Consider the following 15,072-nt stretch of genomic DNA (forward strand, 5'->3'; position numbering starts at 1 on the left):
AAATTAAAAGGCTTATCTCCCAAAAATTACAGGAGACAAACCTTTGAAATAATATACTAATTAAGGTTTAGATTTTTGGGTTCAGTACAGAGATGGTCCAAGTCGTAGCTTAACTCCTGACTTAAGCCAAGAGATCCTCCAAATCGTATCCTCGCACTTATAAACCTAAGAAATCCTACTCTTCACATTTAAACCACACACTATATACCTCTCATCTCTCACATCTCACACAACCTCCTTCATCAAACAAATTCTTTAACGCTTTAAATCAATACCATTTTATCATTTCATTCTATTTGAAAATGTTCTATAATAGAGGCAATGAATTTTATAGGAGGATCATAATGACGATTAATTTAAAAAGTGCAAAATCACCTTGGTCTAGTTTAGATGGTGTGGATCAATTATCTCTTCATCCTATTAAAGAAGCATTTAATAAAGAAGTCATGATTCCGGGTAGTAAGAGTGTAACGAATCGTGCTTTTATTTTAGCTGGTTTTAGTAAGGGTACATCTAAATTATCTGGATATTTAAAGAGTGATGACACATACTGGTGTATGGAAACAATTAAAAAACTAGGTGCTACTGTTGAAGCTGTAGGTGATGAACTTCATATTACAGGTATTAATCGTTCAGAGTTACCTGAGAAACAACAAGTATTTATTGGTTCTGCTGGTACGACTGCTCGATTTTTACCAGGTATTTTAGGGACTCAAGAGAAAAGTGAAATCACAATTACTTCAACTGAACAACTTGCTGGCAGACCTCACAAGACTTTACACGATGCGTTAAAACAATTAGGTGTTCAATTAACGTATCTTGAAAAAGATGGTCAGTTACCTGTAACTATAAAAGGTACACCGGAAACGGGCGGAAAAGTTTCAATTGCTGGTAATCAATCAAGTCAATTTATAAGTGGTTTATTAATGGCGGCACCTTTATTTAACAAACCAACTGAAATAGAACTTACGACTAAGATAGTTCAAAGCGCTTATGTGGATATTACAATTGAAATGATGAAACAATTTGGCATACATGTAGATATATCAGATGATTATACACATATGAAAGTAGAACAAGGTGAGTATGAAGCAGCTACTTTACCATTAGAAGCTGATTTATCTACAGCATGCTATTTCATGGCATTAGCAGCACTTAATAAGTCTACGATTAAAATTAATCATTTAAATATGGAAAGTCATCAACCTGATTTAGAAGTTGTCGATATTCTTGAAAAAATGGGCGCAACTGTTGAAAAAGGTCCTGATTATGTTGTGATTTCTGGTCCTGAACAATTAAAAGGGAACTTAACAATTGATATGAATGCTTGCTCAGATCAAGCTTTAACAATTGGCAGTTTAGCTGTATTTGCTGATGGTCCAATTACTATTACAGGTGTAGAACATATACGTCATCATGAATGTAATCGTGTATCGGCATTAACAGAAAGTTTAACAAAATTAGGTATTGAAGTTACTGAACATCAAGATGGTTGGACTATCACACCGGGTGATGTAAAGGCAGCAACTTTAGATACTTATGATGATCACCGTGTTGCAATGTCATTAAGTTTAATGGGTACTAAAGTTGATGGGATTAAATTATTAGATCCTTCATGTGTATCAAAGACTTGCCCAACATATTTTGAAATGTTAGCATCGTTAGGTATATCGGTTGAGTATCATTAATGAAAACTTGAGTGCATATTGTAAATATGCTATAATGCTACTGTTATAATAGACAGGAGGACCGAGTCCATGCATACATTTTTAATCGTCTTATTAATCATCGTTTGTATTGCATTGATTACCGTCGTATTACTTCAAGAAGGTAAAAGTACTGGTTTATCTGGTGCAATTAGTGGCGGAGCAGAACAATTATTTGGAAAACAAAAACAACGTGGAATAGATTTAATTTTACACAGAGTTACAATTATTTTAGCAATTTTATTTTTCTTATTAATGTTAGCAATTACTTACTTCAAAATGTAGTGGTCCGACTGTATTGTCGGACTTTTTTATTTATATACAAGTGAAAAAACGATACAATAGAACTAGATTATGTTAAAGGATGGTCATTCATGAGAATTCAATTACCTAAACCTTTCTTTTTTGAAGAAGGAAAAAGAGCAGTATTACTTTTACATGGATTTACAGGTAATTCATCAGATGTTAGACAATTAGGACGGTACTTACAGAAAAAAGGGTATACATCATATGCTCCGCATTATGAAGGTCATGGTAGACCACCTGAAGAAATTTTGGAATCAAGTCCATATGTATGGTTTAAAGACTGTTTAGATGCATATGATTTTTTAGAAGAAAAAGGATATACTGAAATAGCAGTAGCTGGATTATCACTAGGTGGCGTATTTAGTTTAAAATTAAGTTTAAACAGAGATGTAAAAGGTATTGTAACAATGTGCTCACCTATGTATATAAAAACTGAAGGCACGATGTTTGAAGGTGTATTAGATTATGCTAGAGAATTTAAAAAATATGAAGGCAAAACACCTGAACAAATTGAAGAAGAAATGAAACATTTTCATCCTACGAATACTTTGAAAGATTTACAAGAAACCATTCAAGGTGTGAGAGATCAAGTAGACGAAGTATTTGATCCATTGTTTGTTGTACAAGGTAGACTAGATGAAATGATTAACCCTGATTCAGCTAATATTATTTATAATGAATCATCTTCTGATGACAAAAATATTAAATGGTATGAAGAATCTGGTCATGTTATAACAATCGGACAAGAAAAAGAACAAGTATTTGAAGACGTATATCAATTCTTAGAATCATTAGATTGGTCCGAGTAACACACACACATAATATAAACGAGAAAGGAGGCCCACTATGAATCTAAGAGAAGAAGTTGAAGAAATCATCAATGATAAAGAATACAGTCCTATGACCGTAAGTGAATTTCAAGATGCGATAGGACTTAGTAATGCTGATTCATTTAAAGAATTAATTAAAGTTCTAGTTGATTTAGAACAAAAGGGTCAACTAGAAAGAACAAAAACGGATAGATATAAGAAGAAAAGTAACAAATCAGACCTTGTAAAAGGTACTTTAAGTCAACACAAAAAAGGATTTGCCTTTTTAAGACCGGAAGATGACACAATAGAAGACATCTTTATCCCACCTAATCAAATTAACAAAGCGATGGATGGCGATGAAGTATTAGTAGAAGTTGTGCCATCTCGTGGAGATCATAAAGGTAAGATTGAAGGTAGAGTTAAAGCAATTACGACACGTAATATTACGCAAGTAGTTGGTACTTATACAGAAGCGAAACATTTCGGTTTCGTGTTACCCGATGATAAACGTATTACACAAGATATCTTTATTCCTAAAGGTAAAAATCTTGGTGCAATTGAAGGTCATAAAGTATTAGTAGAAATTACAGTGTATGCTGATGGTACGCATAACCCAGAAGGTCATGTTAAAGCGATTCTAGGTCATAAGAATGATCCAGGTGTTGATATTTTATCTATCATATATCAACATGGTATTAATATTGAATTTCCTGACAATGTTATTCAAGAAGCTGAAAATGTACCAGATCAAATCAGTCCAGACGAAATTAAAGGTAGAAGAGATTTAAGAGACGAACTTACCATCACGATAGATGGTGCAGATGCGAAAGATTTAGATGATGCTGTCTCTGTAAAAGCTTTAGACAATGGTTTAACAGAGCTTACAGTTAGTATTGCTGATGTCAGCTACTATGTAACAGAAAATAGTGAGTTAGACAAAGAAGCATATGACAGAGCGACAAGTGTATATCTAGTAGATAGAGTAATCCCTATGATTCCGCATAGATTAAGTAATGGTATTTGTTCATTAAACCCTCATGAAGATAGATTAACATTGAGTTGTAGAGTGGAAATAGATCAACAAGGTGAAGTCATCAGACATGATATTTTTGAAAGTGTTATTCATTCAGATTATAGAATGACATATTCAGATGTAAATGCCATTATTGAAAATGACGATCAAGAAATTCGTGAAAAGTATTCAGAAATTACACCAATGCTTGATTTAGCACAACAACTATCAAAACAATTAATCGCTAAACGTAAAAGACGTGGGGAAATTGATTTTGATATTAAAGAAGCGCAAGTATTAGTAGATGAAGATGGTATACCTACAGACATTAAAGTGAGAGAAAGAAATGATGCAGAGCGTTTAATCGAAAGCTTTATGTTATCTGCGAACGAAACGATTGCTGAACACTTTAGTAAACTCGAAGTGCCATTTATCTATCGTGTACATGAGAATCCAAAAGCAGAAAGATTAAACCAATTCTTTGAATTTATTTCAAACTTTGGACTTGCTGTTAAAGGTTCAAGTGAAGACATACACCCTGCAACATTACAGAAAATTGTAGAAGAAGTAGCTGGACAGAAAGAAGAAATGGTTATTTCTACTTTAATGTTAAGAAGTATGCAACAAGCTAGATATAGTGAAGATAATTTAGGTCACTTTGGCTTGTCAGCAGATTACTATACACATTTCACATCTCCAATCAGAAGATATCCTGACTTAATTGTGCATAGATTAATTCGTAAATATTTAATTGAAAAATCTATGAACAGTAAACAAATTAGACATTGGGAAGAAATGTTGCCAGACATCGCTGACCATACATCTAAACGTGAGCGAAGAGCAATTGACGCTGAACGTGATACAGATGATTTGAAGAAGTCAGAGTATATGATTCAACACGTTGGAGAAGTGTTTACAGGTATTATCAGTTCAGTAGCGAACTTTGGTATGTTTGTAGAGCTAGAGAACACAATTGAAGGTATGGTGCATATCTCTAACTTAACAGATGACTATTACAACTTTGATGAGCGTAATATGGCCATTATAGGTGAGCGCCAAGCTAAAGTATTTAGAATTGGTGACAAAGTCGAAGTTAAAGTAATTAATGTTAACGTTGATGAGCGTATGATTGATTTTCAAATTGTTGGTATGCCAATAGCTGAAAAGAATAGAGAACGCTTAGCAAGAGAAAAAACTATCAAAGCTAAAAAACGTGGAACAGCTAAAGAACAAGATAAACCTAATAAGCATAAAAAGGGTAGAGCTAAAGGTAAACAAGGCGGCAATCAAGGTAAACAAGGTAAGAAAGATAAAAAGCCTTATTACAAAGCAAAAGCTGTGAAAAACAAAGCAAGACGAAAGAAAAAATAGAAAGTAGGTGATGGATGTGCCAAAAGTTCAAAGTAAACCACTAGCACAAAATCGTAAAGCTAGCCATGATTACACAATAGAAGATACGGTTGAAGCGGGTATTGTACTTCAAGGTACTGAAATCAAATCCATTCGCCGAGGTAGTGCAAACTTAAAAGATTCATATGCGCGTGTATTTAATGGAGAAATGTATGTATATAACATGCATATCGCGCCATATGAAGAAGGTAACCGATTTAATCATGATCCACTGAGAAACCGTAAATTACTTTTAAAAAGAAAAGAAATAGATAAACTCTTTGGTATTACAAGAGAAAAAGGGTATGCATTAATCCCACTTAAACTCTACATTAAAAACGGTTACTGTAAAGTTCTTTTAGGTGTAGCTAAAGGTAAACGTGACTATGATAAGCGACATGCATTAAAAGCAAAAGAAGCAAAACGTGACGTTGAAAGAGCAATGAAACAACGATATTAAGCAATTTGTATTGAAAAATCAATCAAAAATTGTTAAGATTAAATATACTTCTGTTAAAAGGAAGTATATTTCTTATTGAGGGGACGTTACGGATTCGACAGGGGTCCCCGAGCTTATGAAGCGTGTCGGAGGGTTGTCTTCGTTATCAACACAACAGTTATAATAACTGGCAAACAAGATAATTTAGCAGTAGCTGCGTAATAGCACTCTGCATCACCTAACCGCATCGCCTATGTGCCGTTAACGTGATTCAACTTAAGTAGGATACGCTCGTCACTGCCGTTTGAAGTCTGACGAGAAGAGATTAATCAAGCTAGCATTGTCTTCGGGTGTCAGTCCCCTGAGACAACGCGAAACCTTAACGACTAGACTACACACGTAGAAACATTTGTATCAGGATCTCTGGACGCGGGTTCAACTCCCGCCGTCTCCATTATATAGCCTATAACCCTTGTTGATATGCTCCCTGTTAAGGAAACACTTAAATAGTGAAAACTTAGCAGGGAGTTTTACTATGACTAGAAATATTAAAATAGATATAAATACATTATTAGAAGCTTTTGATTTATATGAACAAGGCTATAGCTTCTTAAATGTTATGAAAATGTTGTCATTGAATACAAATCATAGATTATTAAGTGAAAAATACCAGAGGTATAAATTATATGGAGTTAATGGATTGTTACCTAAAACAAAAAATAACTCGTATCCGTCATCTTTTAAATAACAAATTATTAATGAGTATTTTGAAAAGGGAATATTGCCTGTACAGTTGGCTATTAAATACAATATCCCCTCAGATCGCACTGTTCGAAATTGGATAAAACGTTATACTATGGGAAAAGAGAACAAAACATATTCTCCAAAACCCGAGGTGTATACGATGAAAGCAAGGAAAACAAATTTAGAAGAACGCATTGAAATAGTTAAAGATTACATAGAAAGTAATAGTGATTATAAAACAATCGCTGATAAGTACTCAGTAACTTATGGTCAAGTTTATAATTGGGTGAAAAATATAAAAATCATAGTAATGCTGGTTTAGAAGATGGACGAGGCAAAGGGAAACCTCAATCTATAATGACAGAAGATGAAATAAAAGATGCTGAAATTAAAGCATTAAAAGAACGAAATAAATATTTAGAAATGGAGAATGAGGTTTTAAAAAAGCGGAGAGAATTCGAAAGAGAGATGATGAATCAAAAAGTAAACAAATCGCGTCATACAAAACGATCAAAGCGCTAAAAAATAAATATCCAATTAAATGGTTATGTAGTGTTTTAGGAATAAATAGATCAAGTTATTATAAATGGACAAACAGAAAACCATCTAAGAGAGAGATTGAAAATAATACATTAATGGAAGATATCAACGATATCTATCATCAATATCAAGGTATTTATGGTTATAGACGCATTTATATTTATATCCGTCTTAAATTAAATAAACATGTTAATCATAAGCGTGTTTATAGATTAATGAAACAATTAAAATTAAAAGCTATTATACGTCGTAAAGCCAAGCGATATAAACTTTTTACTCCTGAAGTAACTGCGCAAAATATTTTAAGCAGATCATTTAATGAAAGTAAGAAGAATAAGAAATGGTTAACCGATGTGACTGAATACAAATTAAAAAATGGTAATAAAATATACTTAAGTGCGATTTATGATTTGGGTAGTAAAACAATTTTAAGTTATGAATTGAGTAGTTCAAATAATAACCAATTAGTATTTAATACGCTTGAAAAAGCAGTTAAACAAGTAAAAAATACCAAGGGTATTATTTTTCATAGCGATAGAGGGTTTCAATATACTTCTAGAAGTTTCAAAGCAAAATTAAAAGAGTATAAAATGATTCAAAGTATGTCACGTGTAGGCTGTTGTATTGATAATGGGCCAATAGAATCAGTATGGGGAATGATGAAAAGTGAAATTTATAAAGGAAACAAGAACTTTTCTTTTATAAATTATGAACAGGCAGTAGATGAATTAACTAAGTATATCCATTTTTATAATACTAATAGAATTACATTAAAAATGGCCGAATCTATAGCATAGCTATGAATTCGACCAAAAATACATTTTTATTATTTAGTTGTCTACTTGACAGGGTGCGTTTCAAACTAGGTAGGGTTGTTTTTTACTTAAACCAACATGTATGTTACCATTTAAATAGACATATTAAACACAACTATACGGCGAGCCTACTCATGTAATAGAGTAGGTTATTATTTTGCATTAAAGTAGTCTTTTAATAAGCCATAAATATCAAGTTTTTATTTATACCGAATGCGCATTTTTTTGATTACTGATTTAATCGTGAGCACATTGATAATATGAAGGTTATATATATAGCGATGATAAAATTTGAATAACTAAAAAAAGTTTTAAAAAATGGTTGCATTACAATAAAAAAAATGTTATAAAATAATTGAAAGTTATCAAATGGTAATTTTAAGTAACTGGAGGTAGATATTATGTTAAAAGATAAACCAAAAACTTCTTATTACATTAACTATTCACCTCGAATTACTGAGTTAAAAAGCATTGATTTATTGTCTAGAGAATCCAATAATAATAAATTTATTGAATTTTCTTCGCCACTTACGTGGGATTCATACAAAAAAGCTATAGATATATCGAAAAATATTGAGAAAAAATAATTCAAATAATTATCATTTGATAACTCAAGCAACTTTAGGAGGTGGTGTGAAAATTAATGACACTAATTTTTCTAAACATATTCCGTGGTTGTTCGATATTATAAGTTAAGAAGTGGAGTAGTATATGACTAGAAGCGATCAAAAGGCAATTACATTTAAAATAACAACTAAGGAATATGAAAAAATCAAACAAATAGCTAAGTCTTGTCATATGTCTCCAACGGAGTTTTCAAGACACCAAGCTCTAGGTAATCAAATAACACCAACAGTGTTGGAAGTTACAGATTCAGAAAATCATGTTTCATCTCACCAATTTAATTTATTAGAAAAGGCATATGTAAAACAAAAAGCTAAAAACCTTAAAATCACTAAAGATTATCAAAAGGCTATAGAGAATATTAATAAAGATTATGAAAAAGTATCTATAATAAACCAACTGATACCATATATACAAATAGATGGAACAATTGATAATGAAGCATTAAAAAATGATAAAGATTTGTTAACTGCGTTAAGTCAATTAGATTACTGATAATAAGTGGTGATTGACCTTGTTTTTAAAAGATATTGTTGAAACTATAAATCAATATAAAGATGGTAAAATTAAAACTAATGATATATTTAAAAACGTCGAAAATGACAAACTACCTTTTTTAGATTTTTCTAAAGTTTATCAAAATGATAAAACAAATTTAAATAAGGAGTGAAGTTATATGTCAAACTTAACACCATTTAATAAAAATATTTTTGACTTTTCACCATCAAGAATATTTGATGATCATTTTAATTCGCTTTTTAAATATTTTAATACAGCTATTCCAAAAACAGATTTAAGGGAAACAAATAGCGAGTATATTGTTGATATTGATTTACCTGGTATCAATAAAGAAAATATTAATTTAACTTATGAAGACAATACACTGTACTTAAGTGCTATACAAAGTAATGAAAATGAACAAAAAGATAATAATGGGAACACTGTGTTTACAGAAAGATCAAAATCACAAATAAGTAGGTATTATCATTTACCAAATGGAGATGAGGACAATATTAAAGCAGATTTTGAGAATGGGGTACTACATGTATCAGTTCCCAAACTAAATTCTATTAACAAAAAATCTAAAATAATTGATATTCAATAAATTAATAATACTCTTTGACTAATGTGCTAACTACAAATTGAGGGAGAAATTCATATGATTGAATTTCTCTCTCTTTTAATGGAAGCTATATATTGGATTATCTAGTCTTACTTAAGTGCTATCAAACTGTAAAAAAGTCAAGAATAGTTTTCAAAAGAACTAGAAAATTTGTAAAAAACATCTATACGAATAAGTAAATTCTACAATAATTGGTGGCTATTTTTTATACTATAATTTCATTAGACGAAAGAGGTCTTAAGAACATATAACCAACTATGTTACTTGGTAATCTTTTTATTTGTATTTTGTTTATTATTGTTATAATTACCTTTGCTTAGCGAATTTATTTTTATTTTTCCAATACATTGTATATTCATCGTTTCCAGTTTCATCTTCACTTAACTCTTCAATTTTAAAGTGGTTTTTCTTATAAAAATTAACTGCTTTTTTGTTCTCTTTATATACTTTTAGAGATAGGTATTCTTTTTCTTTTTGAAGATATTGTAATAGGTTTGTTCCTATATTTTGATTTCTTTCATTCTCATCAACAAACATACCTGCTATATAATTATCAACTAAACCACAAAAACCTAAAATATTTCCATTTTTCGTATATACAACTATTTCCGCCTCTTCGAATGCATTAAGGACATCTTCGTAATTATTATGCCAATATTGGGCATCAATAAAATTATGAGTGGTTATATTGGAATTCAACCAGATTGCTCCTAGTTTATTTAGGGTGTCTTTGTCTTTTTTATCTAATTTAAATATCATTTTCTGCTCCTTTTTGATAATAAAGATTTTTGCAAGTTCATATAATTCTGGAAATTTTATGAATTAGTAGTCTCAAAAGTCATTTCATACAAGTCTTTATCATCTAAATTAACAAACTCTTCAATATTTACTCTATAGGTGATACTATTTTGTTTTTTAGATATTTGGCTATAATATCTTATATTTATATACATATTAGTTGTATAACCATTATTTTCAATTGTATCTTCAAATTCTTCAAATGCTTTTTTATTGATAGGCATTAGATAAAATTTATTACTAGGTAAAACATTAATGTGTTTTTTTTGTAATACTTCATTTTCATTTAAATAAACTGTTATATCTATATTTTTAGCAGTTCCACCGCCTAAATTTTGTAGTTTAAAAGCTGTGTTTACATAGTCAGAATCAGATTCAGTTAAATTTTTCAGTTTTAAATGATTTGTTTTTTCAATAATAATCTGATCAAAGGCTAAAAATGGTATAAAAGAAATTTTAATTTGTCTTATTTGTATCATTACTGAAATGAAATATAAAATTGCCATAATAAACGTTCCGATTGAACCTATCGCTTGTAAAATATTTAGCATAATGAACTCCCTTTATAATAATGTTAATCATCATACTACTCTATTCCTACAATACAATCCATACTCAATATTGTATTTAATAGTATTTGATAACAATGAATAGTTTAAATAGTCTACATGTTACTTATATGTATAGGCTTATTAATAACTTACTCACAACTGTTACGATTAAGTTTACCTGCATTGTTCTATTGGCTACTCAGGTCAAGGAACTATAGTAACAAATGAGTACCACAGATTATAAGGTGTCATGATAACAGGTATACCTTTATAAGAGGAGAACAAAATTCAGTGTATAAGATATTGGAGAAGGGAAACACTACACCATAACAATAGTTTAAAATTATACACATTCCAATTTTAGAAATTTTTAAATACAGATATATAACTTCACTACAAATGATTTTATTTATAAAATAGTTGTGAATCTTGATATTAGACAAAAAAACATGTTAATCATTGTGATTCTAACGCCTCGAAACACTTTTATGTGCGTAGTTATAGGCTAACTTGCCTAGAAATCGCTTTGAGTGATATATTATTCTTGAAAATTGGTGTATGATTAATATAAACAAAGGTGAGCGAATGAAGGATAAATTTAATTTAGTTTTATTAGGAATATTGGGTATATTTGCATTTATTCTATTCTTCGGTTTTGTATTAAGTAATATTGATCCGACTCAAGCAAAATGGGAAATTAATAGTTCGAGTATTTCTACGGTGAATAACACATCTAATAAATATACTGTAGAATCTTCTGATATTAAACCATAGTAGAAGATTATAAGGAAAGTACATTAGATATTTATAAGTATAGAGAACATGAAAAGAAAGATGACGGTAGTTGGGTATTTGCATTTTATACTAAAGATGATGATCTTGCAGATTCATATATAGTAGATGAAGATGTTGTAGAAGAATAAATTGAATTTGTAAATTTAATAAAAAGTGAGCAAGTTAGAGAGAGGATGGCTAATTTCTTATATAGGGTGATGTCTATGGTTATAGTTGTTACTCCTAGAAAAAACAGCATGTCGGACTATTAGCTTTTAATAATAGTATTTACTGTCATTGCTTTAGTCATGATTAAAGAAAACCAAAAAACATCACTAACTTTGACCGAGTTTGATGGTTATTTAAGCATTTATACAAAGTCACCGTCTTTTTAACATACTCACTTGGGTGATGCACAATATGTTTATCACCTTTTTCTATATAAATATTATTATATTTCATTTATGTTGTCTACTTCAAATGATAGGTTAAATATGTAGAAGAATAAATTGAATTTGTCCCCATAATAAGAAAGCTAACATTATTAGTTGAGACTTAAAAAATTAAATATAAAAAGTATATACTAATCAAGTGTAATTAGATTATAATCAAGTTAATAACATTTTACTTATATTAGGGGGAGAAATATGAAAAAGCTAATTGTTTTATTATTATCATCATTACTAGTATTAGGAGCATGTGGAGAGAAAAAAGAAGAATCAATTTTAGATCCTGCACCAAAAGATGAGAAAAAAGACAAGAAAGAAACTAAAAAAGAAGATAAAGAAAAGAATGATTCAAAAGACAAAGAAACAACTAAGGAATCAGACTCTAAAACAGAAGAAGAGTCTACTGAAGAAAATATAACTAATGAGCAAGAATCTCCAAACGAACAAGAGTCAACTAGCACAATTGATTATAATAATATAACTGATAGAAATTCATTAGTTCAAATTTTGAATGGTAATTATACTGAAGAGCAGAAAATTATTGCATACAATAGTGCAGTTTCAAATGGTGTTATCCCTCAAGGTAATGTACTTGAAGGGCCAGCATAAGCTGCGTATGAAAGTTCATTAAGAGTTGAAAGTGGACAAGAAAAATCTATTTATGACGAACAAGCTAATGAAGATGAAGAAGAAACTTATGATTATGAGAATAATGGTGTATACAGAACTCCTGAAGAACAAGCTGCACATGAAGAATGGGTAAATGGACAGGACGAATGGAATAATGCAACCGAAGCTGAAAAAGAAGAAATTATGAAACGAGACGTTGAAAAATATGGAAATGAATATGATTCAGCTGATTATGAATAATAGGTTTTCGCTAAAAACATAAAAAATAATCAGTACTAACTTTGACCCGATTTTGAAATTATTTAATAGCTCTTTATGAGGTAATCTATAGGAGGTGCTACTTTTGACAAATAAAGCATATGTTGAATTTTATATTGATTGGTATTGTATGTTTCATGACTTGTATGAATATGAAGTAAACCTCGGATCAGGCTTATATGGAGATTTTAGAAAAGAATTTCAACCATATTTTCGCATGATTCGAAATGATGGAGAGCATACTAGTTTTTTTGGTGTTAATAAAGATCAGTCAGAAGAACGGGTAAAGAAAATAAAAAGTAATACTAATCATTATTTATATGAGTTGTATCACATGTTAAAAGGCAAAAAAGTATATGATTTATTATTTGACCCAAAAGAACATTTTATTGAATTCCAAAGTAACCAACCAAGTTATTGTAATAACGTATTATATGATTTAGTAAAAGATTATTTCAATAGCGAACCTTATTATCCTTATTCTGAGATACTGAATGTACCAGTAACAGATGCAGATCAAGAAATCATTGATGCGTATAGAAAAGTTTTTGCAGGGGGAGATGTAAAGACTTATCTTTCCATAGATGAACATACAAATAGAACATATGAATTACGTATTACTTTAGATAAAGAAGAAGAGAGCCGTCAGAAAATTGAATCCTATGAAAAGGAAAATAATATTTTATTATAAATGCTTTCCCAACTCTAGATACTAGAGTAATTGAATAATAAAATGAATGTTTACGTCTAATAAAAAGTCCTAGCTATTTAATTAGCCAGGACTTTACTTATATTAAAAAAACTACTTTTGTTTTTGAAGTATGACAATTGGGATTAATATTAATGAGAGTATGCCACCCCATATAGAAAGGAATGCATAGCTACTATTTGCTACTATCATACCTGATATTGCACCTCCTGTTGCTCCGGAAAGTGCGATGAATATATCGATTTTACCTTGTATTTTTGCTCTGTTATTTGGTGTAGTGGAATTTACTATTTGGGTTGTTCCACTAATAAGTCCAAAATTCCATCCGATCCCTAATAATGAAAGTGCTATTGAAAGTGCAATAATGGAGTGTTCAGGTGCTGATGCAGCTAGTATTCCTGATGCTAATAATGTAATAGCTGATGCGATACTCATTTTTGTCACACCAATTTTATCTACTAATGTTCCAGTTATAAGTGAAGGTAAGTACATTGAACCGATGTGAATACCGATAACCATTCCGATTGATGATAACGAATGTCCATTATATTGCATATGAATAGGTGTCATTGTCATTATTGCGATCATAATCATTTGCGTTAAAATCATTACAAATGCACCAATCATAATACCTTTCTGATTGTTATTTAATGGTGAAGTAAGATCATTTTTATGATTACTTCTCATATATTTCGACACTAAATATGGGTCAGGTCTTAACATTATAAATAAAATTGTACCAGCAATAATATAGGAAGCTGCTGCGAGTATAAATGGGCCGGATAATGGTGGTAAATTGATAAGTTTTGCAAAATTACCGGTCGTTTCTGCTAAGTTAGGTCCTAATACTGCACCAAAAGTAGTCATAACCATTGTGGTACTAATTGCTTTACCTCTTTGTTTAGGTTGAGCTAAATCTGTACCTGCATATCTAGCTTGAAGATTACTTGCAGAACCTGATCCATAAATTAGTAATGATATAAATAGTAACCAAATATTTTCAGTTATAGCTGAAATAATAACGCCGATTGCGCCAAGTCCACCTAAAGCAAAGCCAAAGGATAATCCTATTCTTCTCCCATATCTTTGAGAAAATAGCCCTACTAAATATGCTGCACCAGCTGAACCAAATGTGAATAAAGCAGTGGGGATCCCTGTGTATGCATCTGTACCTAATATATCTTTAGCTATTAAAGCACCTACTGTTAAACCAGCAGCTAAACCAGCACCTCCAAACACTTGTTATAAGCTAACAATAAAGAGTATTTTTTTATAATACTTTTGACGTTCCTCTAAATTAGTGCTTAAAAGTTCTATATATTTATTATGTTTATTCATCGCTTTCCTCCTTTATTAAAAGGTTGGTGAAATATATACTTTTTTTAAAATTATA

13 protein-coding genes, 1 other RNA gene and 2 pseudogenes are annotated in these 15,072 nt (G+C 30.5%); 13 read left to right on the forward strand and 3 right to left on the reverse strand.

From position 1 onward, the window contains the following. Window positions 1-344: 344 nt before the first annotated feature. The 10 genes and pseudogenes from aroA (at window position 345) to LQ686_RS04125 (ending at window position 9,492) form a co-directional block, all read left to right on the forward strand. Window positions 345-1,688 (forward strand): 3-phosphoshikimate 1-carboxyvinyltransferase, encoded by a 1,344-nt coding sequence (aroA, locus tag LQ686_RS04080; protein ID WP_239733180.1) that lies wholly within the window; start codon window positions 345-347, stop codon window positions 1,686-1,688. A gap of 69 nt (window positions 1,689-1,757) precedes the next feature. Further along, the gene (gene secG, locus LQ686_RS04085; protein WP_025906376.1) at window positions 1,758-1,991 is read left to right on the forward strand and encodes a preprotein translocase subunit SecG; all 234 of its coding nucleotides are present in this window, start codon (window positions 1,758-1,760) and stop codon (window positions 1,989-1,991) included. An 89-nt stretch (window positions 1,992-2,080) separates the two neighbouring features. Then, window positions 2,081-2,821, forward strand: coding sequence for an alpha/beta hydrolase (locus tag LQ686_RS04090; RefSeq protein WP_025906374.1), 741 nt, complete (start codon window positions 2,081-2,083; stop codon window positions 2,819-2,821). 37 nt (window positions 2,822-2,858) lie between these two features. Further along, complete coding sequence (rnr, locus tag LQ686_RS04095) at window positions 2,859-5,207, forward strand: ribonuclease R (RefSeq protein WP_239733181.1); 2,349 nt, start codon at window positions 2,859-2,861, stop codon at window positions 5,205-5,207. Window positions 5,208-5,217: 10 nt separating this feature from the next. Next, a complete protein-coding gene (smpB, locus tag LQ686_RS04100; protein WP_037560253.1) occupies window positions 5,218-5,685 on the forward strand; it encodes an SsrA-binding protein SmpB in 468 nt (155 codons plus the stop codon). A 79-nt stretch (window positions 5,686-5,764) separates the two neighbouring features. Further along, window positions 5,765-6,121: a transfer-messenger RNA gene (ssrA, locus tag LQ686_RS04105) on the forward strand. A 78-nt stretch (window positions 6,122-6,199) separates the two neighbouring features. Continuing rightward, window positions 6,200-7,745, forward strand: a pseudogene (locus LQ686_RS04110) (IS3 family transposase). A 419-nt stretch (window positions 7,746-8,164) separates the two neighbouring features. After that, entirely contained in the window at window positions 8,165-8,350 is a 186-nt protein-coding gene (locus LQ686_RS04115; protein WP_016998735.1) for a hypothetical protein, read from the forward strand. A 124-nt stretch (window positions 8,351-8,474) separates the two neighbouring features. Then, the gene (locus LQ686_RS04120) at window positions 8,475-8,882 is read left to right on the forward strand and encodes a plasmid mobilization protein (protein WP_107591180.1); all 408 of its coding nucleotides are present in this window, start codon (window positions 8,475-8,477) and stop codon (window positions 8,880-8,882) included. Window positions 8,883-9,063: 181 nt separating this feature from the next. Beyond that, window positions 9,064-9,492 (forward strand): Hsp20/alpha crystallin family protein, encoded by a 429-nt coding sequence (locus LQ686_RS04125; protein ID WP_049320665.1) that lies wholly within the window; start codon window positions 9,064-9,066, stop codon window positions 9,490-9,492. Between the two features lie 324 nt (window positions 9,493-9,816). Here LQ686_RS04125 and LQ686_RS04130 read toward each other — a convergent pair whose 3' ends face one another. Together LQ686_RS04130 and LQ686_RS04135 are read right to left on the reverse strand one after the other, a co-directional pair. Next, window positions 9,817-10,269, reverse strand: coding sequence for a GNAT family N-acetyltransferase (locus LQ686_RS04130; protein ID WP_107566212.1), 453 nt, complete (start codon window positions 10,267-10,269; stop codon window positions 9,817-9,819). 56 nt (window positions 10,270-10,325) lie between these two features. Beyond that, window positions 10,326-10,859 (reverse strand): hypothetical protein, encoded by a 534-nt coding sequence (locus tag LQ686_RS04135; protein ID WP_107591090.1) that lies wholly within the window; start codon window positions 10,857-10,859, stop codon window positions 10,326-10,328. Window positions 10,860-11,444: 585 nt separating this feature from the next. Between LQ686_RS04135 and LQ686_RS04140 the strand changes: the two genes are divergently transcribed. The 3 genes from LQ686_RS04140 (at window position 11,445) to LQ686_RS04150 (ending at window position 13,661) form a co-directional block, all read left to right on the forward strand. After that, the gene (locus LQ686_RS04140) at window positions 11,445-11,633 is read left to right on the forward strand and encodes a hypothetical protein (protein ID WP_107591091.1); all 189 of its coding nucleotides are present in this window, start codon (window positions 11,445-11,447) and stop codon (window positions 11,631-11,633) included. A 647-nt stretch (window positions 11,634-12,280) separates the two neighbouring features. After that, entirely contained in the window at window positions 12,281-12,691 is a 411-nt protein-coding gene (locus tag LQ686_RS04145) for a hypothetical protein (protein WP_239733182.1), read from the forward strand. A gap of 364 nt (window positions 12,692-13,055) precedes the next feature. Then, window positions 13,056-13,661, forward strand: a complete 606-nt coding sequence (locus tag LQ686_RS04150; protein ID WP_119494220.1) for a hypothetical protein — start codon at window positions 13,056-13,058, stop codon at window positions 13,659-13,661. Between the two features lie 111 nt (window positions 13,662-13,772). Here LQ686_RS04150 and LQ686_RS04155 read toward each other — a convergent pair. Beyond that, a pseudogene (locus tag LQ686_RS04155) lies at window positions 13,773-15,017 on the reverse strand (MFS transporter). Between the last annotated feature and the right edge of the window lie 55 nt (window positions 15,018-15,072).

The organism is Mammaliicoccus sp. J-M41 (assembly GCF_022385935.1).
Taxonomy (GTDB): Bacteria; Bacillota; Bacilli; order Staphylococcales; family Staphylococcaceae; genus Mammaliicoccus; species Mammaliicoccus sciuri_A.